This window comes from Luteibacter sp. 3190, assembly GCF_031456385.1.
Lineage (GTDB): Bacteria > Pseudomonadota > Gammaproteobacteria > Xanthomonadales > Rhodanobacteraceae > Luteibacter.
The window spans coordinates 474142-499275 of sequence record NZ_JAVDUO010000003.1; the positions used below are offsets into that span (position 1 = coordinate 474142).

The 25134-nt window shown below is 69.2% G+C and carries 21 protein-coding genes; 8 read left to right on the forward strand and 13 right to left on the reverse strand.

Going from position 1 to position 25134, the window contains the following annotated elements:
- Positions 1–71 precede the first annotated feature (71 nt).
- The gene (locus J2X58_RS14915; RefSeq protein WP_310049092.1) at positions 72–1976 is read left to right on the forward strand and encodes an LTA synthase family protein; all 1905 of its coding nucleotides are present in this window, start codon (positions 72–74) and stop codon (positions 1974–1976) included.
- A gap of 7 nt (positions 1977–1983) precedes the next feature.
- Here J2X58_RS14915 and J2X58_RS14920 read toward each other — a convergent pair whose 3' ends face one another.
- From J2X58_RS14920 to J2X58_RS14945, 6 genes are all read right to left on the reverse strand, one after another.
- The gene (locus J2X58_RS14920) at positions 1984–3597 is read right to left on the reverse strand and encodes an ABC-F family ATP-binding cassette domain-containing protein (protein ID WP_310049093.1); all 1614 of its coding nucleotides are present in this window, start codon (positions 3595–3597) and stop codon (positions 1984–1986) included.
- Between the two features lie 163 nt (positions 3598–3760).
- A complete protein-coding gene (locus tag J2X58_RS14925) occupies positions 3761–6373 on the reverse strand; it encodes a response regulator (protein WP_310049094.1) in 2613 nt (870 codons plus the stop codon).
- An 82-nt stretch (positions 6374–6455) separates the two neighbouring features.
- Positions 6456–7325 carry a cobalamin-binding protein gene (locus J2X58_RS14930; protein ID WP_310049096.1) on the reverse strand — a complete coding sequence of 290 codons (870 nt, stop codon included), beginning with the start codon at positions 7323–7325 and terminating at the stop codon, positions 6456–6458.
- On the reverse strand, positions 7322–8110 hold the full coding sequence (locus J2X58_RS14935; RefSeq protein WP_310049097.1) for an ABC transporter ATP-binding protein: 789 nt from the start codon (positions 8108–8110) through the stop codon (positions 7322–7324). Before J2X58_RS14935 ends, J2X58_RS14930 begins: the two co-directional genes overlap by 4 nt.
- The gene (locus J2X58_RS14940; RefSeq protein ID WP_310049098.1) at positions 8107–9132 is read right to left on the reverse strand and encodes an iron ABC transporter permease; all 1026 of its coding nucleotides are present in this window, start codon (positions 9130–9132) and stop codon (positions 8107–8109) included. Before J2X58_RS14940 ends, J2X58_RS14935 begins: the two co-directional genes overlap by 4 nt.
- Positions 9125–10273 carry a Fic family protein gene (locus J2X58_RS14945; RefSeq protein WP_310049099.1) on the reverse strand — a complete coding sequence of 383 codons (1149 nt, stop codon included), beginning with the start codon at positions 10271–10273 and terminating at the stop codon, positions 9125–9127. Before J2X58_RS14945 ends, J2X58_RS14940 begins: the two co-directional genes overlap by 8 nt.
- 200 nt (positions 10274–10473) lie before the next feature.
- Here J2X58_RS14945 and mgrA point away from each other — a divergent pair, with 200 nt between their 5' ends.
- Positions 10474–11505 (forward strand): L-glyceraldehyde 3-phosphate reductase, encoded by a 1032-nt coding sequence (mgrA, locus tag J2X58_RS14950; RefSeq protein ID WP_090175168.1) that lies wholly within the window; start codon positions 10474–10476, stop codon positions 11503–11505.
- 66 nt (positions 11506–11571) lie between these two features.
- On the opposite strand, the gene J2X58_RS14955 is transcribed toward mgrA, so the two are convergent.
- The 3 genes from J2X58_RS14955 to J2X58_RS14965 all read right to left on the reverse strand — a co-directional run bounded on the left by J2X58_RS14955 (position 11572) and on the right by J2X58_RS14965 (position 12987).
- Positions 11572–11805, reverse strand: a complete 234-nt coding sequence (locus tag J2X58_RS14955) for a 4-oxalocrotonate tautomerase family protein (protein ID WP_310049100.1) — start codon at positions 11803–11805, stop codon at positions 11572–11574.
- Between the two features lie 12 nt (positions 11806–11817).
- Entirely contained in the window at positions 11818–12531 is a 714-nt protein-coding gene (locus J2X58_RS14960; protein ID WP_310049101.1) for an SDR family oxidoreductase, read from the reverse strand.
- 78 nt (positions 12532–12609) lie between these two features.
- On the reverse strand, positions 12610–12987 hold the full coding sequence (locus J2X58_RS14965; protein WP_310049102.1) for an MliC family protein: 378 nt from the start codon (positions 12985–12987) through the stop codon (positions 12610–12612).
- A gap of 123 nt (positions 12988–13110) precedes the next feature.
- Between J2X58_RS14965 and J2X58_RS14970 the strand changes: the two genes are divergently transcribed.
- The 5 genes from J2X58_RS14970 to J2X58_RS14990 all read left to right on the forward strand — a co-directional run bounded on the left by J2X58_RS14970 (position 13111) and on the right by J2X58_RS14990 (position 20085).
- The gene (locus tag J2X58_RS14970; RefSeq protein ID WP_310049219.1) at positions 13111–13842 is read left to right on the forward strand and encodes a DUF3348 domain-containing protein; all 732 of its coding nucleotides are present in this window, start codon (positions 13111–13113) and stop codon (positions 13840–13842) included.
- Positions 13843–13852: 10 nt separating this feature from the next.
- The gene (locus tag J2X58_RS14975; RefSeq protein WP_310049103.1) at positions 13853–15982 is read left to right on the forward strand and encodes a DUF802 domain-containing protein; all 2130 of its coding nucleotides are present in this window, start codon (positions 13853–13855) and stop codon (positions 15980–15982) included.
- Positions 15979–16629: an OmpA family protein gene (locus tag J2X58_RS14980; RefSeq protein WP_310049104.1), complete on the forward strand. Its 651-nt coding sequence runs from the start codon at positions 15979–15981 to the stop codon at positions 16627–16629. The genes J2X58_RS14975 and J2X58_RS14980 overlap by 4 nt, the downstream gene beginning before the upstream one ends.
- On the forward strand, positions 16619–17062 hold the full coding sequence (locus J2X58_RS14985; protein WP_310049105.1) for a DUF2894 domain-containing protein: 444 nt from the start codon (positions 16619–16621) through the stop codon (positions 17060–17062). Before J2X58_RS14980 ends, J2X58_RS14985 begins: the two co-directional genes overlap by 11 nt.
- A 131-nt stretch (positions 17063–17193) precedes the next feature.
- Positions 17194–20085, forward strand: a complete 2892-nt coding sequence (locus J2X58_RS14990) for a winged helix-turn-helix domain-containing protein (protein WP_310049106.1) — start codon at positions 17194–17196, stop codon at positions 20083–20085.
- Here the strand turns inward: J2X58_RS14990 and J2X58_RS14995 are convergent.
- Positions 19981–21021, reverse strand: a complete 1041-nt coding sequence (locus J2X58_RS14995) for a HAMP domain-containing sensor histidine kinase (RefSeq protein ID WP_310049108.1) — start codon at positions 21019–21021, stop codon at positions 19981–19983. The genes J2X58_RS14990 and J2X58_RS14995 overlap by 105 nt on opposite strands.
- 215 nt (positions 21022–21236) lie before the next feature.
- On the opposite strand from J2X58_RS14995, the gene J2X58_RS15000 reads away from it, so the two are divergent.
- Positions 21237–22805 carry a glycoside hydrolase family 30 beta sandwich domain-containing protein gene (locus J2X58_RS15000; RefSeq protein ID WP_310049109.1) on the forward strand — a complete coding sequence of 523 codons (1569 nt, stop codon included), beginning with the start codon at positions 21237–21239 and terminating at the stop codon, positions 22803–22805.
- 6 nt (positions 22806–22811) lie between these two features.
- Here the strand turns inward: J2X58_RS15000 and J2X58_RS15005 are convergent, their stop codons facing one another.
- From J2X58_RS15005 to J2X58_RS15015, 3 genes are read right to left on the reverse strand one after another with little or no spacing between them, the layout of a single operon-like run.
- On the reverse strand, positions 22812–23588 hold the full coding sequence (locus J2X58_RS15005; RefSeq protein ID WP_310049110.1) for a DUF1080 domain-containing protein: 777 nt from the start codon (positions 23586–23588) through the stop codon (positions 22812–22814).
- A 22-nt stretch (positions 23589–23610) separates the two neighbouring features.
- Complete coding sequence (locus tag J2X58_RS15010; protein ID WP_310049111.1) at positions 23611–24522, reverse strand: TIM barrel protein; 912 nt, start codon at positions 24520–24522, stop codon at positions 23611–23613.
- Between the two features lie 18 nt (positions 24523–24540).
- Positions 24541–25131 carry a gluconate 2-dehydrogenase subunit 3 family protein gene (locus J2X58_RS15015; protein WP_310049112.1) on the reverse strand — a complete coding sequence of 197 codons (591 nt, stop codon included), beginning with the start codon at positions 25129–25131 and terminating at the stop codon, positions 24541–24543.
- Between the last annotated feature and the right edge of the window lie 3 nt (positions 25132–25134).

Genomic DNA, 25134 nt, shown 5'->3' on the forward strand with positions numbered 1-25134 from the left:
GTAAAGTCACGGGCCAGTAACATGCGTTTTCCATGCGCGGCCGTCCGCCGCGCTCGATCCGGGACCTACTCGTGCGCAAGCTTTCCTGGCGTTTCATCGTCGTCGCCCTCGTCTTCCTGACGCTCTCCCGCATCGGCCTGTCGGTCTGGCAGTGGGGCCGCGTGCACGATGCCGGCGGCATCTGGCCCATCCTGCTCGGCGGCTGGCGCATCGACATCTCGCTGGTGGCGATGATCGTCGCCTGGCCGGCGCTGCTGTCGCCATGGCTGGGCCATCGCGCATGGCCGACCCGGCTGGCCGCCTGGTGGCTGCGCTTCTGGTGGCTGGCCTTCGTGCTGCTGGAAGTCTCCACGCCGCAGTTCATCATCGAGTACGACACCCGGCCGAACCGCCTCTGGTTCGAGTACCTGACCAGCCCCAACGAAGTGGCGTCCATGCTCTGGCAGGGCTACAAGCTCTCCGTCGGCGCCGGGCTCGTCGTCTTCGTCCTGCTCGGCTGGCTCGGCTTCCGCCTGCTGCCGACGCGCCGCCCGGATGCGCGACCGATGCGCGGCTGGTTGCGCCCGGTGGCGACGGCGCTGATCTTCGTCGTCCTCTTCCTTGGCGGCCGCGGCACGTTGCAGCATCGCCCGCTCAACGCGTCGCAGGTGGCGTTCACCAGCGACGCGATGGTCAACACGCTGCCGCTCGACTCCCTCTACAACGTGCTCAACGCCGCCATCGCGCTCGGCAACGAGCGTTCCGCGTCGGCCGTGTACGGCAAGATGCCGGAAGACGAGATGCAGTCGATCGTGCGCGCCGCCGCCGGTTTCGACGGCGCGCCGCTCGATCCGACGTACCCGAGCCTGCATCGCCAGCAGGCGACGCGGCAGGGCGACAAGCCGCTGAACCTCGTGATCATCCTCGAGGAAAGCCTCGGTGCGCAGTTCGTCGGCAGCCTCGGCGGCGCCGGCTACACGCCGGAACTCGACAAGCTCTCGAACGACGGCTGGTGGCTGACGCGTGCCTACGCCACCGGCACGCGCAGCGCGCGCGGCCTCGAGGCGGTGACGACGGGCTTCCTGCCCACACCGGCCGAAGCGGTGCTGAAGCTTCCGCGTAGCCAGCGCGACTTCTTCACGCTCGGCGCGCTGCTCGACACGTTCGGCTACCACACGCGCTTCCTTTACGGCGGCGAGGCGCACTTCGACAACATGCGCTCGTTCTTCTTCGGCAACGGCTTCAACGAAGTCGTCGACCGCGCGACGTTCGAAACGAAGCCGTCGTTCGTCGGTTCCTGGGGTGCCTCCGACGAGGACATGTTCAACGAGCTGCATCACCGCCTGATGGACGACGGCGAGAAGCCCACCCTGACCGTCGCGTTCTCCGTCTCGAACCACACGCCGTGGGAATACCCGGCCGGCCGCATCCAGGCCGAGGGCGATCCCGCGAGCAACGCGAACGCCGTGCGCTACGCGGACTGGTCGATCGGCCGGTTCTTCGAGAAGGCGAAGCAGTCGCCGTACTGGAACCACACCGTGTTCCTCGTCGTCGCCGACCACGATGCGCGCGTCTTCGGCGCGAGCCTCGTGCCCGTTCGCCACTTCCACATTCCCGCGCTGATCATCGGTGCCGGCGTGCCGGTGAAGAAGGACGATCACATCGTCAGCCAGGTCGACCTCGCACCGACGTTGCTCTCGCTCATCGGCATCAGCAGCGAGCATCCCATGCTTGGCGCGGACCTGACGCAGCGCTATCCCGATCGCGCGATCATGCAGTACGGCGACAACTACGGTTACCTCAAGGGCGACACGCTGGTCGTGCTGCGCCCGAACCAGGAGGCGACCCAATACCACTATCTCGTGCAGGGCGAGAAGCTCGACCCCGAGGCCGTCGATCCGCAGCTGGAGAAGACGGCCCTCGCGCATGCCCTCTGGCCCAGCTGGGCGTACGGCAACCAGCGATACCGCCTGCCTCCGAAAGGCGAGTCGAAGTAACGGATGCTCAGAGCGGCTGCATCACCCAGCCGCTCGCCGTTACCTCCAGGCGGTGCGTCAGCCCTAGCCGGTCGAGGAAGGCCTCGTCGTGCGATACGACGACGAGCGCGCCGTCGTACTGCGACAGCATGGCCTCCAGCGCCTCGAGCGACGCGAGGTCGAGGTGGTTGCCCGGCTCGTCGAGCAGCAGCAGGCCCGGTGGCGGCTCCGCCACCAGCGCGTGCGCCAGCGCGGCCTTCAGCCGCTCGCCGCCACTGAGGCTGCCGACCTTCGCCGAGATGCCGCCCGCGTCGATGCCGAGCAAGGCGAGCCGCAATCGCAGCGCATCCTCGCCGGCGGCGGGATTCGCCTCGCGCATCTGATCGATCAGCGAACGCGGGGCGTCCAGCGTCGCCAGGCGCTGATCCAGGAAGGCCACGCGCACCGGCACGTCGCGGCGGCCGTCGATCGGGTCGCGGTTCCCCGCGAGCACGTGCAGCAACGTCGACTTGCCACTGCCGTTCGGCCCGACGACGCCAATGCGCTGGCCCGCGCCCACGATCAGATCGACGCGTGCCGCCGCACCGCGCACGAAGGGAAGGGTGACGCCATCGAGCAAGGCCACGCGGCGCGGGCCGCCGGCCGTTCCAGCGGGTACGAGCAGTGCCACCGACGCGTCGTCGTCGACGCGCTTCGACGCATCGGCCACGCGCGCGGACAGCGCATCGCGCGCGTCCTCCTGCCGCCGCCGGAGCCGGCCGGCGCTCGCTTCGCTACGTCCTTTCTGCCCGCCGAGCAGGATCGGTGCCTGGTTCGCGTCGGCGGCATCCTTCCTGCCACGCGACTGCCGTCGCTCCTGACGCTCCCGCTGATCGCGCAGCGCCGCCTCACCGCGCTTCCTTTCCGCCTTGCGCGCGTCCAGTTCGCGCAGGGCGTTCTCACGCTCCCGCTGACGCGCCTCGGCGTAAGCGTCGTAACCGCCGCCGTAACTGCGCAGCCCGGATGGTGTGAGTTCCACGATGCGCTCCATCGCGCGCAGCAGGGTCCGGTCATGGCTGACGACGAGCAGCCCGCCCGGCCACGCGCGGATCCAGTCGAGCAACGCCACGCGCGCCGCGCCATCCAGATGGTTGCTCGGCTCATCGAGGATCAGGTAATCCGCGCCACGCAGGCGCGCGCCGAGCAGGGCGACGCGCATCGCTTCGCCGCCGCTCAGCCGCCGTGCCGGATCGCCCACGCCCACATGCGCGAGGCCGTCGGCGTCCAGCGCATCGCGCAGTCGCTCGCGCGCGTCCCAGCGATCGTCCACCGCGTCGAAGTCGGCCGGATCGCTGCTGCCCGCCTCGATGCGGCCGAGTGCGTCGATCGTCGCGCCGACGCCTGCGAGCGAGGCGACCGTCTCGTCCACGTCGTCGGCGACGCGCTGCGCGAGGTAGTACACCGTTCCATGGCGCACGACGCGCCCGCTCGTCGCTTCGGCCTGCCCGGCGAGCACGCGGGCGAGCACGCTCTTGCCGACACCGTTGCGGCCGACGAGCCCGGTGCGCCGTTCGTCGAAGGTGTCGTGGAGGTCCGAAAAGAGTGTCCTGCCATCCGGCAGGATGAAAGAAGCGCCATCGAGCGCCAGGTACGTCGTCGTCATCTGCGATTCCAATGCATGCCGTCGGCTTCCCCGAAGTCGGGAAGGTCGAGTTCGCCCGGGACGGGCAAAGGGCATCACTGGCGCATCGGACGAATACCTCTATGGGAGAAATCGGACGGTCATCATACCTGCATGGTGCGGCACAGGCATCCCATCCGACGATTCACCCTGCCGCCTGCTCCCTGGCAACCACGGTACGCGCCACGATGTCCGCGAGCGTGGCTTGCGAGTACGGCTTCGCGAGGCGGGGAAGGTCGAGCGTCTGCCCCGGCGGCAGGTCCGCGTAGCCGGTGGCCATGACGATGGGCAGGTCCGGGAGGCGTTCCCTGATCGCCGCGGCGAGCTGGGCTCCGGTCATCTGCGGCATCGCGTGGTCGGTGATCACCAGGTCCACGCATGCTCCTTCCAGCAGGCGCAGGGCCTCCGCGCCGGAGCGCGCCGCGACGACCGAGTACCCGAGGTCCTCGAGCATCTCGACGGTCGTCGCGCGGACGAGATCGTCGTCGTCGACGGTGAGGATCGTGATCGAACCGGCCGATGCGCAGCGGCCGGGTACCGCCTCCGCGCCGACGGCCACCGCGGGATGGACGGCCGGGTCGACAGCCGCCGCGGCGGGCAGCCAGATCTCCGCGGTGGTGCCGATGTCGCGCCGGCTGCTGAGCAGCAGGGCGCCGCCAAGCTGTTCGGCGAGGCCGTGCACCATCGACAGTCCCAGGCCCGTGCCCTTGCCGACGCCCTTGGTCGTGAAGAACGGCTCGGTGGCGCGCTTCAGCGTCGCATCGTCCATGCCCGCACCCGAATCGGAGAGCGACAGGCGAACGTACCGGCCGGGCGCCACCGGGCCATCCGTGTCGTGCACCCAGGCCTCGCTCGTCGCGATGACGATGGTGCCGACGCCGTCCATCGCGTCGCGTGCGTTCACCGCGAGGTTGAGCAACGCCGATTCGAGCTGGTTGGCGTCGGCTTCCACCGGCGACAGATCGGCGGCGAAATGCGTTTCCACCACGATGGTTCCGCCGAGCGAGCGCTGCATCAGCTCGCGCATGCCGTCGACCAGCGCGTGCACGTCGATGCGCTCGGTCTTCAGCTCCTGACGTCGCGCGAAGGCGAGCATGCGGCGTGTCAGCGTGCTCCCGCGATCGGCACCGGCCATCGCGTTGTCGACGAGGCGCAGAAGCAGCGGCTCGTCCGAAAGACGCTCGCGCAGGAGTTCGAGGCTGCCGCGCACGGCCATGAGGAGATTGTTGAAGTCGTGCGCGATGCCACCGGTGAGATTGCCGAGCGCCTCCATCTTCTGCATCTGAAGAAGCGCCTGCTCGGCCTTCACGCGCGCCGTCTTTTCCACTGCTTCGTACACCATGGCCACGACCTTGCCGTCGTCGTTCGTGACGGGGCGCAGCGACAGGTCGAAGGCGCGCGTGCCGGTGGGTAGATCCAGCACCACGCCCAGGTTTTCGGTCGCACCCGCCGCGACACGGCGCGCGGCGGCCTCGATCGTCCGGGGCATGCCGGGTGTCTCGCTGAACCATGGAGTCAGCCACAGCGGCAGGCCGACGACCTCCGCGAGCGTGCGGCCGATGCCGGCCAGCGACGTCGCGTTGGCGAAGCGGACGGTGCCGTCGAGGTCGATCAGGCCCTGGAACAGGTGCGAGGTCTCGAGGATCGTCCGGCTGTTCGCCTCGCTGCGTTCGAGCGCGGCCGTGCGATCCCGTACCTGCGCTTCGAGTTCCTCGCGGAAGCGTCGTTCGCTCTCGCGCGCATCGGCCTCGGCGCGCACGCGCTGGATGTGCGACCAAGAACGCTCCGTGACCTCACGCATCAGCGCGAGCTCGCGAGGCTGCCAGCGCCGCGGCGCCTTGTCGTGGATCGCCATCAGGGCGGTGAGGCGGCCCTCCTTCAGCAGCGGCATGCAGACCGTCGCCGCGAGCCCGATGTCGAGGAACGTCTTCGCTTCCTCGGGAGCCAGTTCGGCCCGGATGTCGTCGATGACCAGCGGCGCGCCCGCGTGCAGGTTCCGTACGGCCCGCGTGCCGAAGGCGGTGAGGCTGTAGTGACCCACGATGCTGGGCGATCCCGGCCGCGACCAGTCGCCACGGATGGTGAAGCCGTCCTCGTCGGGTTCCATGTCGGCATAGGCGCAGACGGCGACGCCGAGGTGCTCGCCCAGCAGCCGCATCGTGGTGGCGAGGATCGCGTCCGCGTCGGTGTGGCGCGCGGTGGCTTCGCGCAGCTCGTCGAGGAACTGCAGGCGCGCCTGGTTCTCCCGCTCGCGCTGATCCGCCAGCACGCGCTCGGTCGTCTCCACGACGATGGCGATCACGCCCGCCGGCTTGCCGTCCTCGCCCAGCACCGGCGAGTAGTCGAGATCCATCCACACCGGCTCGGGCTTGCCATGCCGGACCAGGCTCAGCTGCTGATCCTTGTACGCGAGCGTGCCGCCGGCGAGGCCGACGCGCATCACGTTGTCGTTGAAGTCGGCGATCTCGTCCCAACCCTTGCGCACTTCGGAGCCGAGCAGGGCGGGGTGCCGGTTTCCCGCGAAAACCGAATAGGCATCGTTGTAGATCATGATGCCCTTCTCGCCCCACAGCAGCACGATGGGCACGGGCGAAAGCAGGAGCATGCCCGTGACCGTGCGCAGGCTCTGCGGCCACGATTCGGGCGGACCGAGGCCGGTGGGCGTCCAGTCCATGGAGCGAATGAGCTCACCGACCTCGCCGGCGCCGTCGAGCCAGCTGAGATCGCGGGAGCCTGGCGTCGTCGCGGTCGGGGTCATGCGTTCTCGGTCCGGGCGTTCTCGCCGCAAGTGTAAGCGGGCCATATGTGACGACGACCGCAAGAAGATGCCGTGAAAGCCTTCAGGGCGCGGCGCGACTCCTTGCCGCGTCCAGCGAGACGCAGAGCGTGCGGACACCCGGAAGGATCGATGGCGAGGGCAGGGCGAGCGTCGGCGCGTCGATCGCGAAGACGTTCTGGTGTTTCACGGCGGTCAGGAATCCGGACCGCTTCCAGTCGTCGAGCGACTCGCCCTCGGCGCCGCCGCTGACGATGACGTCGGGGTCGCGTGCCAGCACGGCTTCGCGGCTCACCGTCGGGGCGGCCACCGTGAGGTCGGCGAAGACGTTGTCGCCGCCGCACAGCGTCAACGCGTCGTCGATGATCTGCGCGCGCCCGATGGTCATGAGCGGGCGGTCCCATATCTGATAGAAGACCTTCAGCCGCTTCTTTCCCGCATAGGTCGCGCGCAGCCCGGCGAGCGCCTCCTCGAACGCGGTCGCCTGCCGATCGGCCACGCGGCTGGTGCCGGCCAGCACGCCGAAGCGGCGTGTCGCGGCGGCCACGTCGGCCAGTCGCGTGGTTTCCGCGTAGAACACGGGAATGCCGAGGCGCACGATCTTCTCGACCTGCGCCGCCGCGTTGCCGCTCTTCCACACGACCACGATGTCGGGCTTCAGGGCGACGATCCGCTCCAGGTCGATCATCGTCGCGTCGCCGACCACGGGGACCTTCCTCGCCGCTTCCGGGTAGTCGCTGAACCGCGATGTCCCCACCACGTAGGCGCCGGCGCCGGCGGCGAACAGGGCGTCGGTGATGTTGGGCGCGAGGCTCACGATGCGATGCGCCGGTGCGGGCAGCGTCACCGTGCGGGCCGCGTCGTCCACCACGGTGACGGAGGCGAAAGCCGGCGCCGCGACGAGGCAGGCGAGCAGGAGGACATAGCGGATCATGGGGACGTTCCGTTGAGGCGGCCGGCGCGGAAGAACAGCTCGTCGTCGAGCATCACGCCGTGGATCGGATGGTGGAAAGCGGCGCTCAGGTGCTCGCTCGTGACGACGTCGTCCTTGGGACCGGCAAGCGCGCCGCCCCGGCCATCGAGCAGCACGGCGTGCGTCGCGTGCTGGAAGGCGAGGTTGATGTCGTGGACCGTGTAGACCACCGATCTTCCTTGCTCCGTCGCCACGCGCATCAGCTCGTGCAGGGTCTTCATCTGGTGATGCAGGTCGAGCGACGAGAGCGGTTCGTCGAGCAGGAGCAGCTCGACATCCTGCGCGAACAGCGTGGCGATGTTCACGCGCTGGCGCTCGCCGCCCGAGAGCCTCGTGACGTCGCGCTGCGCGAGGTCCTCGAGTTCGAACGTGTGCAGCGCGTCCACGGCCGGTGCCGTGTCGCTCTCTCCCCACGCCCAGAACGGCAGGCTGGGATGGCGTGCGGACATCACGGCTTCCATCACCGTGAGGCTGAAGGCGTCGACGATGGTCTGCGGCAGGAAGCCGCGCCGGCGGGCGAGTTCGATCGGCCGGAAGCTTTCGACATCGCGGCCACCGAGCAGGACGCGTCCGCCGTCGGCCGGCCGCAGTCCGGCCAGCGTCCGCAACAGCGTGGACTTGCCGGCGCCGTTGGGTCCCAGCACGCACCAGACGTCGCCCGGCGCCACGCGCATGTCGAGGCCGCGCACGAGTTCGCGATCGCGCATCGTCACGCGGAGCGCGTTCGCCGTCAGTTCCAGACTCATCGGCGGCGCACCAGCAGGAACATGAAGGTCGGCACGCCGATGATCGCCATCACGGCGCCCACGGGGAGCTGGATCGGATCGGCGACCACGCGTGAAATCGTATCGGCGATGGTGACCACGATGCCGCCGCCGATCGCGCACGCGGGCAGCAGCACGCGCTGGTCGTTGCCGACGACGCGGCGCAGCGCATGCGGGACGACGAGGCCGACGAAGCCGACGGTGCCGGCCGTCGTCACCGCGACCGCGGTGGCGATCGAGGCGATGACGAAGATCGCCGACTTGACCACGTTGGGCCGCACGCCGAGTGCGCTGGCGGATTCCTCGCCGCGCATCAGCAGGTTCAGCTGCCGCCCCAGCGGGACGACCAGCAACACGCACGCCGCCAGCGTGGCGACGGGCAGCAGCCAGTTCGCGACGCCGCTGAGGTCGCCCATCATCCAGAAAAGCATGCCGCGCAGGTTCTTGTCGGGTGCGAGGACGAGCATCATGCTGACGATGGCGCCGAGACCCGCCGCCAGCATCACGCCGATCAGGATCAGGTCCGTGGAGTCTTCGCGTTGCGCGGCGCGGGCCCGGGCCAGGAGGTCGCGGTGCGCGAGCACGAACACGGCCACGCACGAGACCAGCGCGCCGGCGGCCGCACCCAGCGCCGTCGCGACGGCACCCGCACCCGCGAGCATCGCGCCGAGGGCACCCACGGCGGCGCCGCCGGAAAGGCCAAGCGTGTACGGATCGGCGAGCGGATTGCGCACGAGGATCTGCATGAGGCAGCCGGAGACGGCGAGCAGGCCACCCACGCCGCAGGCGGCGACCGAACGCGGAATGCGCAGCTGCCACACGATCGCGTCCATCGGCGTGCCGGTGGACCCGACCAGCGCCTTCCACGAGGCGGCGACCGACGAATCCGCGCCGCCGATCAGCACCGAGCCGAGCAGCACGGCGACGCCGCACGCCAGCATGCCGGCCCAGAGGCGCAGCGCGGAACCGAACGTCTTCATGCGCGGCAGGTTCGGTTCACGCATCGGAGCCCGCTCCCGTTGTGGCGATCCGATAGCGCGTGCTGCGGCCGCCGCCCTGGAGCCGTTCGACGAGTCCCTTCTCCAGGAGGTCGGAAAGATGGCGCGTGGCGGTCGCCTTCGATACGCGAGCGACAGCCTGGTACTGCGATGCGCTGATGCCGTTAGCGAAGCCGCGCTCGCCGCCGTCGAGCAGGCGGTTGAGCACCTTGACCTGTTCGGCCGACAGCTCCTGCGCGCGATGGCGCTGCCAGAAGCGCGACTTGTCGAGGACGCGATCGATGTCGCCGCGAGCCTTCTCCAGACTGCGCAGCAACGTGCCGAGAAACCACTCGAGCCACGGCGTGATGTCGAGCCCACCCTTCTGGCTCGCTTCCAGGACCGCGTAATAACCGGAGCGATCGTCGAGGATGCTCGACGACATCGTGTAGAACCGGATCGCCTGCCGCTCCGCCTGCGCGAGCGCGAGATCGGTGAGCGCTCGCGTCAGGCGGCCATTGCCGTCGTCGAAAGGGTGCAGCGTCACGAACCAGAAGTGCGCGACGCCCGCGCGTAGCAACGGGTCGAGCGACGTGTCGCGCCGGCTCGCGGCGAACCACGCCAGGAACGCGGCGACGCCTTGTTCGAGGCCCTCGCGGGGTGGGGCTTCGAAATGCACACGAGGGCGATCCAGCCGTCCGGAAACGACCTGCATGGGTTCGTCGCCGCGCAGCGCTCCGACGCGCAGGTTCCGCGTCAGCAGGCCGGCCTCGGGAGGGAAAAGAAGCGCGTGCCAGCGCAACAGCCGGCCCAGGTCGAGCTCGTCGTCGTAACGACGGGTCGCGTCCAGCATCAGCTCTGCGAGCCCTTCGCTTCGTGCGCTGGTGCGGCTGGCGGTTTCTTCGTCGACGCCGAGGCGGCGTGCGAGCGACGAGCGAACGGAGCCGACGTTCAGTGCCTCGCCCTCGATCGCCGACGAGGTCACGATGTTCTGCAGGAGGGCATCGAGCTCCACGCGGGCGTCCGTGTCGGCATCGGCGGCCCCGGCGACACCGAGCAGCCGCCCCTGGGCGAGTTGGCAGGCGCGCAGCAAAGGTGCGAGCACGTCGTCGCGCCAGCGGAACGCTGGCCACCCCTCCTGCTGCCATATCCAGGTTACGTCGCGCATCACCGGTCCCAGCGTTGAGCCGATTAATGGATCTATTCGGCTCATTCAGTGAGCCGAATATACGCCCTATTCGGCTCACGGGCCATTCGGACCGCCTCCGCCATGGCCATGCGCGAGGCAGGGGCACAGGCAAGATCGCCCACGCGGCCATGGCGTACCATCCGGGGCCTGATTTCGTCCCCCGTCCCCCGGAGTTACCCGTGACCTACCAAGCCGCACCGGACCGCTACGACAACCTCATGCCTTACCGCCGCTGCGGTCGCAGCGGCATCGACCTCCCGGCGATCTCGCTGGGCCTGTGGCAGAACTTCGGCGGTGCCGACGTCTTCGAGACCGGCCGCGCCATCCTGCGCCGCGCGTTCGACCGCGGCATCACGCACTTCGACCTCGCGAACAACTACGGACCGCCCTACGGTTCGGCCGAGGAGAACTTCGGTCGCGTCATGGCGACCGACCTCGCCGCCTACCGCGACGAGCTGATCATCTCCACGAAGGCGGGCTGGGACATGTGGCCGGGCCCATACGGCGGCATCGGCGGCAGCCGCAAGTACCTCATCGCCAGCCTCGACCAGTCGCTGAAGCGCATGGGGCTGGATTACGTCGACATCTTCTACTCGCACCGCGTCGATCCGGACACGCCGCTGGAAGAGACGATGGGCGCGCTGGCGCACATCCATCGCCAGGGCAAGGCGCTCTACGTCGGCATCTCGAGCTATTCGCCGGAGCTGACGCGCAAGGCCGCCGCGATCCTCGCCGAGGAGCGCGTGCCGCTGTTCATTCACCAGCCGAACTATTCGATGTTCAACCGCTGGATCGAGGACGGCCTGCTCGACACGCTCGAAGACCTCGGTACGGGGTGCATCGCGTTCTCGCCGCTCGCGCAGGGCCTGCTCACGTCGAAGTACCTCAAGGGCGTCCCCAGCGACGCACGCGTCACGCGCGACGGCTCGCTCGGCAAGAGCCAGCTCAACGAGACGAACCTGGAGCGCGTTCGCGCCCTGAACGCCATCGCCGAGCGTCGCGGCCAGACGCTGGCGCAGATGGCCATCGCGTGGGTGCTTCGCGATCCGCGCGTGACGTCGGCCCTGATCGGCGCGCGCACGGTCGAGCAGCTCGACGATTCGCTCGGCGCGCTGCGCGGCCTCGCCTTCACGGCGGAGGAGCTGGCGGAGATCGATCGCTACGCGAGTGACGGCGGCACCGACCTCTGGCGCGAATCGGCGAAGCTCTGAGACCGTAGGAGCGCACCTGGGCGCGATGGAGGCTGAGGGAGCGCCCGATCGCGCCCAGGTGCGCTCCTACCGGGGCGGGCCGGCTCGCTTGCGCAGTTCGCTGACGGGCAGGCCATGCCAGCCCCAGTTGTCGAGGTCCACTTCCTCGATCACCACGAACGTGCTGTCGAACGGCTTGCCCATCACGTCGAGCAGGAGCTGGCTCACGCCCCGGATCAGGGCCGCCTTCTGCTCGGCCGTCGTGCTCGTCGCACCCGGGGCCGTCCCTTCGCGTGTCACCTGAATCGTCACGATGGGCATCGCACGCACTCCTTACCAGCGGCCGGCATGCTGCCCGCCATCCACGTTGAGGATCTCGCCGGTGACGAACGGGGCCCGTTCCAGGTAGAGGATCGCGTCGACCACGTCGGCGATCTCGCCCAGCCTGCCCACCGGATGCAGGCCGGCGAGGAATTCCAGCGAATCGTTCGCATGCATCGGCGTGCGGATGATGCCCGGCGCGACGGCGTTCACGCGGATGCCCGACCTGGCGTACTCGATGGCAAGGCCCCTCGTGATGGCGGCGAGGCCCCCCTTGGTCAGCGACGCGAGGCCACTGGGTACGCCTGCGATCGGTTGATCGACGATCGTCGTGGTGATCTGCACGATGTGACCCGAGCCCTGTCGCAGCATCTGCTGCGCGACGAACTGCGTGATGTGGAAGAACCCCGCCAGGTTGACGTCGACGGCGTTGCGGAAATCCTCTTCGGTGAAGTCGACGAACGGCTTCGAAAGGAAGATCCCGGCGTTGTTGATCAGCGTGTCGACGCGGCCGAAGCGTTCGATCGCGGTGGTGGCGACCTGTGCCGCCACGTTGCGATCGGCGATGCTGCCGGCGACAGCGACCAGGTCGTCGTCAGTGGACGGACGGATGCCGCGCGAGTTGGCGACCACGGCGAAACCGAGTCGGCGATACGCCTCGACGATTCCCGCGCCGATGCCCTGCGACGCGCCGGTGACCACGGCGACCTTGCGTTGCGATTCCACGGTGGTTGTTCCCGTCAGCCTGCCTCCCGATGCTAGGCCTGGCGTACGTGCGGGGATTGCCGTTTTCTGCGCTGCCGATCACTTCGAGACGCAGCCGCGCAGCAGGGGGCGGTTCGGATCCTTGCGGGTGTCGTAGTAGTCGCCCTGGCGGCCCTTGCTCCACCACGTGACGAAGCCCGACTGGTATCGCACGCCATCGGCGGACGCCGTGGCGACGAGCAGCTGCGGCACGCGGTCCACCGGCAGCAACGCGAAACTCTGGCCGTTGCTGCCGTTGAAGTACGTCACGCGGAAGGATTTGCCGCCGGGACAGCGGTACATCGCCTCGACGGGCGGGCCGACCTGAACCTGGGGCACGTGGAGCGCCGCGGCGAACGCGGGCGGGCACAGCGGCAGGCAGAGCGCCCACAGGCCGGCAAACGGATGGCGGCGGGAACCGGGCTTCTTCGTCGTCACGGCAGGTACCTCGATGGGGTGGGCGTCGGGGACGAGCGGTTCATGGCGTTGTACACCAGCGCGTGCCGCGGCAGGGTCCCCGTCGCCGATAGCGTGTAAAATGGCGGTTTTTCAGCCAGTCTCATCGTGCAAGCAACTCGTCGGACGACCGTCCGCGGGCCGACGTTCATCCGCCTCCTGGCGCGCCTCGCGGACGTCGACGCCCCACAATCGAGCCAGTCGTTGCCGGACCACCTCAGCGGGTGGCTGAACTGGACGCAGGCGATCGCCCTGTCGACGGCGCTCGACGGGCGGTTGCCCGAGCCCGCCGACGAGGCCCCGGCCTTCGAGGACGGCCCGGCGGCCGAATGCGCGCGCCTGCGCGAGGCCCTGGCCGAGACGATCGCCAACGCGCGTGAGCTGGTGCCTTCAGCCCAGCGCGAGCCGGCGCCCGTGCCTCCCGTGGAGGGCTGGGTGCCGCCGCCGCCCGACTATGCGCCCTACCGGCAGCGCTACCTCACGCTGCAACGCGCCATGCAGGGCACCACCGGTCGCCTGCGCGGCGAACTGCGCGACCTCCTCGGCCGGGCGTCCGAGGACATGGCGCGGCTGGCGGAGCTCGATGCCGTGATGGAGCTGGCCCTGAGCCCGCGCGAGCAGCGTCTCCTGGGCACGGTGCCCGGCCTGCTGGAAACTCATTTCGAACGCCTCCGTCGCGCGCACGCGGACGAGGGCTCGCCGGATGCTCCGGCCACGGCCACGCACGATGCGTGGCTCGACATCTTTCGCAAGGACATGCAGAGCGTCCTGCTCGCCGAACTGGACGTTCGTTTTCAACCGGTCGAAGGCCTGCTTGCGGCGCTCCGCGCCCGCTAACCGAGAAATCATGTTCAGGAATCTCCTCTATCTCTTCGTGTTCGTCGTGGGCCTCGCGGTCGTCGCCTGGATCGGCATCGGCTACGTCGGCAGCAATCCGCTCGGCGCGGCGATCGCGGCGTTGATCGGCGTCTGCTACGTCGCGGGCGCGCTCGAACTCTTCCGTTCCCGTCAGGCGACGGGTTCGCTGGGCGCGGCCGTCGGCGAGCTGTCCGGCGAGCCGCCCTCGCTCGCCGCCTGGGTCGGCCGCCTGCATCCCGCGCTGCGCCAGACGGTGCGCCTGCGCGTGGAGGGCGAGCGCGTCGCGCTGCCGCCGCCGGTGCTCACCCCTTACCTCGTGGGCCTGCTGGTGTTGCTGGGCATGCTCGGCACGCTGCTGGGCATGATGGCCACGCTGCACGGCACGGGCCTGGCGCTCGAGAGCGCCACCGACCTGCAGGCGATCCGCAACTCGCTCGCCGCGCCGGTCAAGGGCCTCGGCTTCGCGTTCGGTACCTCCATCGCGGGCGTCGCCAGTTCCGCGATGCTCGGGCTCCTTTCCGCGCTGTGCCGCCGCGAACGCGTCGCCGTGGTGCAGCAGCTCGACGCCGCGATCGCCACCACGCTGCGCGTGCATTCCCGCGCGCATCAGCGCGAGGAATCGTTCCGCCTGCTGCAGCGGCAGAGCGAAGCGATGCCGGCACTGGTCGATCGCCTGCAGGCGATGATCGAAGCGATCGAACGCCAGGGCGCCGTGGCCGGTGAGCGTCAGCTCGCCAGCCAGGAGACGTTCCAGGCGAAGACCGAAGCGATCCACCAGCGCCTCGCCGCGGCCGTGGAGCAGTCGCTTCGCGAGAGCGTCGTCGAGAGCGCCCGTGCGGCGGGTGCCGCGTTCCAGCCCGTGGTCGACACCACCATGGCCGCGCTGGCGCGCGAGACCACCGCGTTGCACGAGGCGATCAACGCGTCCGTGAAGCAACAACTCGAAGGCCTTTCCACCGGTTTCGAAGCGGCCGCGACGCAGGTGTCGTCGATCTGGACCGACGCGTTGGCCGCCCAACGCGCGGCGAACGACGAGCTCGTCCGTCAGCAGCGCGACAGCCACGAAGCCCTGACCCGCGAGCTCGCCGGCACGCTGGAGGCGTTCGGCACGACGTTCGGTCAGCGTTCCGCGACGCTCGTCGACAACGTGACCTCGCGCCTGGACGCCACGGGCGCGGCGATCGCCGAGGGCTGGGGTGCCGCGCTGTCGCAGCAGCAGGCAGCCAATCGCGATGCCGCGGCACGCAACGAACAGGCGCTGGCGCAGGCGGCGGCGACGTTCGAACGACATGCCGCGTCGCTCGTCGAGAAGGTCGACGCGACGCAGCTCGCGTTGCAGGAAACGCTGCAGGCGCGCGACGACGCGCGTCTCGACGCATGGACGGGTGCGTTCACCCGCATGGGCGACACGCTGGGCGAGCAGTGGGCCGCCACGAGCGATGCGACCGTCGCTCGCCAGCAGGCGATCTGCGACGCGTTCGAGTCCACGGCGAAGCAGGTCGCCGCGCAGGCGCAGGCCAGCGCGAGCGAGACCATCGCCGAGATCTCGCGTCTCCTGGACGCGGCCTCGGAGGCGCCGAAGGTGGCGGCCGAGGTCGTCGCCGAGCTGCGCCAGAAACTCTCCGACAGCATGCTGCGCGACACGGCGATGCTCGAGGAGCGCACGCGCCTGCTCGCGACGCTCGAAACCCTCCTCGATGCCGTGAACCACGCCTCCACCGAGCAGCGCACGGCGGTGGATGCACTCGTCGCGCAATCGGCGGAGCTGCTGGAACGCGTCGGCACGCGCTTCACCGATCACATCGAAGCGCAGACCGGCAAGCTCGAAACCGTGGCGGCGCAGGTGAGCGAAGGCGCGTCGGGCATCGCTGGCCTCGGCGAAGCGCTCGGCGCGGCGGTGGCCTCGTTCGGCGAAGCCAACGGCGTGCTCACCGAGCACCTGCAGCAGGTGGCCTCCGCCCTCGACAAATCCATGGCCCGCAGCGACGAGCAGCTGGCGTACTACGTGGCCCAGGCGCGCGAGGTCGTCGACCTCAGCATGCTTTCGCAGAAGCAGATCGTCGAAGACCTGCAACGCCTCGCCAGCCAGCGCGATCGCGCCGGAGCCGGCGCGGCATGAGCGACGAGCTGGAATTCGAGAACGAATCCGGTACGCCGATCTGGGCCGCCTTCGGCGACCTGATGTCCGTGCTGCTCGGCGCGTTCGTGCTGATCCTCGTCGGTGTCATTGGGATGCAGCTCGCGCTGTCGAGCCGTCTCGACGAAGAGGTGAAGCACCGGCAGGCAGAAGAGCAGCGGCGCACGACGCTCGAGCAGGCGCTCGCCGTGCCGCTCGCGGCGGGGCGCGTGACGCTGGTCAACGGACGCATCGGTATCCGCGGCAGCGTGCTTTTCGCGCTCAACTCCGACCAGCTGCAGCCGGAGGGCCGCGAGTTGCTGAAGACGCTCGCGGGGCCGTTGTCGGGTTATCTCGCGTCGCGGGGCGAACTGCTGATGGTCAGCGGCTTCACCGACGACCAGCAGGTGCACGACGGCAACCGCCGGTTCGCCGACAACTGGGAGCTCTCGGCGGAGCGCGCGTTGACGGTCACGCGCACGTTGATCGACGACGGTGTGCCCGCGTCGTCCGTGTTCGCCGCCGCCTTCGGCGCCGAGCAGCCGGTCGGTTCCAACGCGGACGAGGAAGGCCGTGCGAAGAACCGCCGCGTCGAACTCGCGCCGGTGCCGAAGTCCTCCAGCACCGGTCCGGCGGCGCATGGCCCGTAAGCGCCGCGACGACGATGCGAAGCAGGCCGCGGTGGCGACGCCCGCCGCGGGCGGCCTGCGTCAGCTCGTCGACGAACTCTCCGCGCGGGCGGCGGCGCGCGACGCGGCGGCGCCGGTGCCGTATCCCGAGCTCGGTATCCTCGACGCGTTTCGCGCGCTCTGGTCGAGCGTGCGCACCGAAAGCCAGATGCGCGAATCCCTCGCGTATACGGCCGACGACGCCGGCCCGTTGAACTCCAGTGCCCTCGTGCATCGTTCGATCGCGCTGATGCGCGAAACGTCGCCGGGCTACCTTCAGCACTTCCTGTCGTACGTCGACGGACTGGCCTGGATGGAGCGTCTCGGCGCCGCGCGAAGCGACGGTGCGAAGGGCACGCAGCAGCCCGCGACGATCGGCAAACGCACCCGAGCGAAGCCTCGCCCGCGCAAGTGAGCGCACGCGGCGATGCTTTCGTCCAAGCCGCGATGGAATCGTCCCACGACTACCCTTTCGTAGGGTTGCATGGCACGCGCGTTCTTCCGATAGTTCCCCGTCTTCGTTGACGAAAGGCCGGGAAGCGACACATGGGCACCATCTCCGACGACGTGCAGGTGGAGGGTGCCGAGGTGGTCTTCGGCCCGTTCCGGCTGTTGCCGGTCGAGCGACGGCTGCTGCGCGACGGCCAGCCGGTCGACATCGGGGGCCGGGCGCTGGACCTTCTCGTCGCGCTCGTCGAGCGTCCGGGCCGCGTACTGACGAAGCGCGACATCATCCGGCGCGTCTGGCCCGACGTGGTCGTCGAGGAAGGCAGCCTGCGCTTCCACATGACGTCGTTGCGCAAGATCCTTGGTGACGGCGAGGCCGGGGCCCGCTACATCGCCACGCAGGTGGGCGTCGGTTACGCGTTCGTCGCGCCCGTGCAGCGGGTGTTCGCCGAAGCGTCCATGCCCTTGGCCACGCCGGTGCATGGCGGTCTCGTCGCTGGCGCCGGACGGTTGCCGCGTCGCGCGCGGCTGATCGGTCGCGCGAACGACGTCGCGCGCGTGCTCGACCGCCTCGGGACCTCGGTGCTCTACACGATCGCCGGCGCCGGCGGGGTCGGCAAGACGAGCGTCGCCGTCGAAGTGGGCCACCGGCTTGTCGACGAAGGCCGCACCGTGCGCTTCGTGGATCTCGCGCAGGTCGAGGACCCCGCGCTCGTGCCCTTCGCGCTCGCGAGCGCCCTCGAGATACCGGTGCAAACCGACGATCCGGTGAGCGTCCTCATCGCGCACCTGCGCGCCTCGACGCTCCTGATCGTCGTGGACAACTGCGAGCACGTCGTCGACGCCGCATCGGTGACGCTGGAACGCATACGATCGTCGGCGCCCGGCGTCGGCATCCTCGCCACCAGTCGCGAGCCGCTGCGCGCGACCGACGAGCACGTGCACTGGCTCGACCCGCTCGCCTTTCCCGCGGAAGGCGACGGCGTTCCGGACGACCTGCTCGCTTTTCCCGCCATGGAGCTCTTCATCGAGCGCGCGCGGGCGGGCAGCGCGATGCCCGAGCCCAGCGTGGATGACCGGCGCCTGATCGCCGACATCTGCCGGCGACTCGACGGCATGGCGCTACCCATCGAACTGGCGGCGCTGCGTGTGGGCACGCATGGGGTCGCGGCGACGCACGCCATGCTCGGCGAGCGTTTCAGCCTCGGCTGGTCCGGCCGGCGCACGGCGGCACCGCGGCAGCAGACGTTGCGCGCGACCCTGGACTGGAGCTACGAGCTGCTCTCCACCGCCGAGCGGCTCGCCTTCGATCGGCTGTCGGTGTTCGTCGGTCCGTTCTCCTTCGACGCGACCGCGCACGTTCTCGCCGATACGCGCATGGACGCGGACACCGCGATCGCGACCCTCGACGCCCTCGCGGCCAAGGGCCTCGTGGCCGTGGATCGCGGCGTCGCGGCCGGCTCGTTCCGCTTGCTGGAAATGACCCGAGCCTACGCGCGCGAGCGCATGGCACGGCACGGCGACGCGGAGGTGCGCGCACTGCAGCGCCGGCACGCGGCGTACTTCCTGCGTGTGCTCGACTCGCTCGGCGAAACGGGCGAGGAAGCGGTGCGCGAGTCGCTGCGGCTCAGCTGCCAGTTCGGCAACGTGCGCAGCGCGCTGGAGTGGAGCTTCGGCCCGCAGGGCGAGAGCGCCATCGCCATCCCCCTCGCCACCGTCAGCTCGCGGCTTTTCCTGCGCTTCTCGTTCATGGCGGAATGCCGCACGTGGTGCGAGCGCGCCCTGAACCTCCTCGGGATGCCGTATGTGGGCACGGCGGTGGAGTTCGAGTTGCAGGCCGCGCTCGGACTCGTGCGCATGTTCACGCTCGGCAATACCGATGCGACGGGAGTCGCCCTGCGCCGCGCGCTCGAGATCGCCCAGGCACTGGACCGTCCCTGGGACCAGCTGCGCATCCTCGGCCGGCTGCAGATCTACGAGGAACGCCTCGGCGACTTCGCGGCGTCGCTCGCGTGGGCCGAACTCGCCACCGAGGTCGGCCGCGCGATCGACGAACCGGAGGCCATCGCGGTCGCGGCGTCGCTCGCCGGCGTGTCGCAGCACCTGCTGGGCGACCAGGCGGCCGCACGGCGGTCTCTCGAGCTTTCGCTGCGCTACAGCCTGCCCTCCGAACTCAGTCGCACGATCCACTACGGATTCGATCACCGCAATCGCTCGTGCATCGCGCTGGCGCGCACGCTGTGGCTACAGGGGCACGCCGACCAGGCGCGGCACTGGGTACACCGCGCGCTGCGCGAAGCCGTCGCGCTCGATCATCCCGTCACCCACTGCATCGCGTTGATCTGGACGCTTTCGGTGCACATCTGGACGGGCGAGATCGATCGCGTGAAGGAAGCGCTCTCCACGTTCTCGGTCGCCGCGAACGCGAACATCTTCCGCCCGTACATCGCGGCGGCGGACGGTTTCCAAGGCATCGTGCAGGTACTCGGTGGCTGTTCCGGCCGGGCCGTGGACACGATCCGCGACAGCCTCGCGCGACTGAAGGCGATGCGCTACGAACTGCTGACGACCACGTTCGAGATCGCCCTGACCGAGGCGTTGCTCTCCAGCGACAGGCCCCTGGAAGCGCACGAGCTCGTCGAGGCGAGCATCGCCCACTGCGAGCGCACGGGCGAAGCCTTCGCGCTGCCCGAACTGCTTCGCCTCAAGGCCGCGGTGTCCCGGCGGCTCGGCGCTTCCGACAGCACGTTCGAGGAGACCCTCCAGCGCGCGCTCGATCTCGCCACGACGCAGTCGGCATCGGCGTGGGCGCTTCGCTGCGCGATGGACCTCGCGCGTCACTGGCGTTCCACGTCGCGCCACGTCGAGGCGGACGCGCTCCTGGTGTCATGCCGCGATGCCTTCGTCGAAGGTGCCGATACGCGGGACCTGCGTGAGCTCGACGCGTTGATGGTCGACGTCGGCGCAGGGCAGCAGCAGGGTGACGCATAACCCACCGGCGTCGCGGTTGGCGAGGCGCAACCGGCCGCCGAGGTTGAGCGCCAGCCGATGCGCGATCGCGAGACCGAGTCCGGATCCCTCGGTGTCGGGGTCGGTGCCACGGCGCACGCGATAGAGCGGGCGCAGGACGTCGTCCAGCTCGTGTTCGGGGATGCCCGGGCCACGGTCCGACACGTCGATGCCCACGGCACCCGACTCCGTTCTGTGGATGCTGAGTTCCGCGTGCCCGCCGTGCTTCACCGCGTTGTCGACGAGGTTGGCGAGGATGCGCCGGAGGTCGTTGGGGCAGGTGTGGATCACGAGGGAGGGCACCGCCGCGAACGCGACCGGCTTCCCCGCGTCCCTGTAATCGCACGCGAGGCTGTCGACGAAGGCGACGAGGCAAAGCTTCACCGGTGACTCGCTCGGTGCCTCGGCGCAGCGCGCATAGCGGACCCCGTCGCGGACGAGACGCTCCATGCGGTGCAGATCGTCGATCACATACGGCCGCCCCGGCACCTCTTCCATGGCCTCGACGCGAAGACGCATGCGCGCGATGGGCGTCTGCAGGTCGTGCGCGATCGCCGAAAGGAACGCCAGCCGCTCCGCCACGTGATCTCGCACACGCAGATGGATCGCGCGCAGCGCGTGGGTCGTCCGCGCCATGTCGGCCGACGCGCTCGCCGGTGGCGGCGGGAGCACGTACGCCGGATCGAAGCGTTCCAGCAGCTCGGCCGTCTCGTTGAGCGGGCGCACGGCGGCGCCGATCGCATGCCACGTCCACGGCAGCATCGACACGAACGCGACCGCGGCGCCGACGGCGACGGGCGCCCCGGCCAGCACGAGGAGCACGCAGGCCACCTGCGCGAAGAAGATACCCGCGCATTGCAGCAGCATGATGCGGGCGGCGAGCCCATGCGGAAGGGCGCAGCGTAGGGGAAAGGACATCGGGCGGTTCATCGATCCACCTCCTCGGGAGGAATCGACCACAGCCTGCGCGCCGTCCTCCGCGGCGGCCAGTTATATGCTGTTAGACACCGTTAGCGCCCTCTCCTGAACCGAAGGGCCGAGGACATCGGCAAGGGGGCCCGTTCGCCGCTATGATGACCCCATGCGCGCACGGCTTCTTTTCCCGTACGCCGCCTCCGGTGCGGCCGTGATCCATGGATGAGCGACGGACGGAGTCCCGTCGTGCGATCGTCATCGTCGTCGCGCTCGTGTCGCTGCTCAGCCTGGGCGCGGTGCTCGCGCCGTCGTTCCGCCCACCCGCGGCGGCCGCCGTGGACGCCGCCCCCGCGCCGCCGGTCGTCTCCCGCGTGGAGGTATGGCTGAGCACGGCCGATCACCGGCTCAAGCTCGCCCGGCAGTCCGATCTGGTCGTGCGTCCGAACGACGCGTCGCCCGCCGACATCACGATCGACGCCAGCGCGCGCTACCAGACCATGGTCGGTTTCGGCGCGGCGATGACGGATGCCTCCGCGTGGCTTCTTCACACGAAACTGGACGCGCCGCGGCGACGCGAGCTGTTGCGGGAACTGTACGGACCGCCACCGAACCTCAACCTCGACATGATGCGCCTCACGATCGGCGCGTCGGACTTCTCGTTGCGGCTCTACACGCTCGACGACATCCCGTTCGGTCAGACCGACCCGACGCTGCGCCGCTTCGATGTCACGGCCAACGAGGAGGACGTGATCCCCGTCGTCCAGGAAGCGATGGCGATCGAGCCCGATCTGTTCGTGGTCGCCTCGCCGTGGACGGCGCCGGCGTGGATGAAGACGAACGAGAACCTCATCGGCGGCGAGCTCCAGGAGCAATACGAGAGCGTCTACGCCGACTACCTCGTGAAGTACGTCGACACGTATCGCGGCTACGGCATTCCCATCGCCGCGTTGACGCTGCAGAACGAGCCCGCCTTCTCGCCCATCAGCTACCCGGGGATGCTCATGGGCCCCGAGCAGCGCGCCCGCATCATCGCGAAATATCTGGGCCCGAAGCTTGCCGGGCGCCGGCCGCCGACACGCATCCTCGACTGGGATCACAACTGGAGCCATCCCGAGCAACCGCTGGCGGTGCTCGGCGATCCCGCCGCGGCACGGTACGTCGACGGCGTCGCATGGCATTGCTACGAAGGCAGCCAGCACGAGCAGGGGCGCGTGCACCGCGCCCATCCCGACAAGAACACCTACATCACCGAATGTTCCGGTGGCGACTGGGAGCTGAGCGTCAACGGCGAGCTGCTCTGGTTCTCGCGCAACCTCCTCGTCACCGGCATCCGCCAGTGGGCGAAGGGAGCCATCTACTGGAACCTCGCGCTGGACGAAAACCATGGGCCGCACTTCGGCGGCTGCGCGCTCTGCAAGGGCATCGTCACGATCGATTCGCAGACGGGCGCGGTCACGCGCAACGACGAGTACTACGCGATCGCGCACTTCAGCAAGTTCGTGACGCGGGGCGCGGTACGCCTGAAGTCCACGGATACCGACGCCGAGAAGAACATCGCCAACGTCGCCTTCCAGAACGAGAGCGACGACGCCTACGTGCTCGTCCTGGTGAACATCAACAAGAAAGCGCGGCGCGTGTCGATCGCGCAGGGCGCGAACCGGATCGAGTACGACATGCCGGCGGAGAGCGTCGCGACGCTCGTCTGGAATCGTAATCCGGCAGGGGCGTGGATACGCCGGGTGCTGCAATGGCTGGGGCCTTCGCAGGCCCCGGCCATCGCGGAGTGAGCCAGATCAGTTCAGCGGCCGGACCCAGATGTTGCGGAAGCTGATCGGCTGCGAGTGGTCGCCGTGGGCCTGGAGCTTGATTGGCGCGTCGGTGTACGCCTTGTACTTCGGCTTGCCGATGTAGAAGGTTTCGCCGGTGAGTTCGGTGTGGTTCTGCACGAGCACGCCGTTGTGGAACAGCGTGACGTACGCCGGCGACTTCAACGAGCCATCGGCGGCGAAGACGGGCGCCGTCCAGACGATGTCGTAGCTCTGCCACTCGCCCGGTCGGCGCGCGGCGTTCACCAGCGGCGCGGTCTGCTTGTAGATGCTCGCGGCCTGGCCGTTGACGTAGGTCTTGTTCTGGTACGAATCCATGATCTGGACTTCGTACCCCTCGTCGCCCGGACCGGTGGAGGCGAGGAAGATGCCGCTGTTGCCGCGGCCCTGGCCTTCACCCGTGATGTCTTTCGGAATCTGCCATTCCAGGTGCAGCTGGTAGTCGCGGAAGCGCTGCTTGGTCTGGATGTTGCCCGTGGTCTTGTCGACGGTGACGATGCCGTCGTGCACCTTCCAGGCGGCGGGCGACTTGTCCTTCGACATTTCCCAGCCGGCCAGGCTGCGGCCGTCGAAGAGCACGACGGCGTCGGACGGCGGCGCACTGTCCGTCGCACCCGGCGTGACGACCTTCGGTACCGGTTCCCACTGTTCCGTGGCCTTCGGATCGTCCTGCGCCACAGCGGACGTCGCGCCGAGGGTGGCGATGGCGGCGAGGGCGAGGGCCGTCGGATTGAACTGTTTCATGGGGCGTTCCTTGGGGAGGGGGTCAGACAGCGCAGATCCGGAACGCCTCGGCGAACGAGTCGAACGGATCGGCGTGGGTCGGCATGAATTCGTGCGCGATGAAGCCCTGGTACTTGAGGTCCGCGATCGCGGTCGCGACGGCGCGGTAATTCAGCTCCTGCGTGCCGTCGATCTCGTGGCGACCGGGCACGCCGCCGGTATGGAAGTGACCGATCCACTGGATGTTGTCGCGGATCGTGCGGATCACGTCGCCTTCCATGATCTGCATGTGGTAGATGTCGTAGAGCAGCTTGACGTTGGGCGAGTTCAGGCCCTTCGTCACCGCCACGCCGAACGCCGTGTGGTCGCCCTGGTAGCCGTGGTGGTCCACCTTGCTGTTGAGCAGCTCGAGGCACAGCGTGATGCCGTTCTCCGCCGCGTAGGGCGCGATCTTCGACAGGCCCGCGATGCAGTTGTCGATCGCGCGCTGGTCGTCGATGCCGGCCTTGCGGTTGCCGAACATGGTGATGATGTTGGTGACGCCGGCGCGCTTCGCGAGCGGGATCGTGGTTTCGATCTCCTTGATCAGCGTCGCGTGGTTCGCCGGATCGTTGAAGCCCATCTCGATGAAGTTGTCGCGCTTGGCGGGATAGCCCATCGATACGGCCATGCCGTGATCGGTCACCACCGACCACTCGTCCGCGTAGAGCAGGTCGACGCCGGTGAAGCCGATCGTCTTCAGGCGCTTGCACAGATCGGGCAGCGGCGCCTTGGACGTCCAGCGGCTGAGCGACTGCTTGAGGCGTCCACCGCCGGGTGCCGGCGAAGGTGCTTTCCCGGCGACCGCCTGGGCGGAAGCGAGGAGCGGCGCGGCGCCGGCCAGCGCGGCGGCGGTGGCGAGGCGGCCCAGGGCGGAGCGGCGGCCGATGTCGGTCGTGTCGTCAGGCATGCTCATGTGGCGAGTGTCTTCCCGTCAGATCTTCAGTTCCGCCTCGACGGCCCACGCCCGGCCGTTGCCGGCCTCGGACAGCGGGATGTCGGCCTTCCACTGGGCGGGCACGGCGGCGTACTGCAGCACCTGCGTGCAGCCCGGCTGCGAGAGGAAGAAGCCAAGCATCGTGAGCTTCTTGGTCATCAGCACGAAGTCGGCGGCCGGCGGGATCTTGCCGCCCTTGGGCACCGCGAGCGCTTCCTTGTGCAGCCGCTCCACGAGCGCCTTGCGCTGCGCGGGGTCGAGCTGCTGGAACGGCTTGCCACCCGCCTTGTCGAACGCCGCCATGGCGGCGGTGTAGCGCGCCTGGTCGGGCTTCGCGTAGACCGCGAAGAACAGCTGGTCGATGAACAGCGGCACGCCGGCGTCGGTCGCGCCCGGGGTATCGGTGCGCGGAATCACGATGTCGGCGACGGTGCCGACAAGCGTGTACTGCGCGGGATTGAAGAACTGCGGCTTGGCGCCCGGCGCCTTCGCCGCGGCATGCGCGTCGAACACCGCGAGCAACGAGGGGCCCGCGATGGCACCGACGGCCAGCGTGGACATGCTTTTCAACCATTCGCGACGATTCATGGG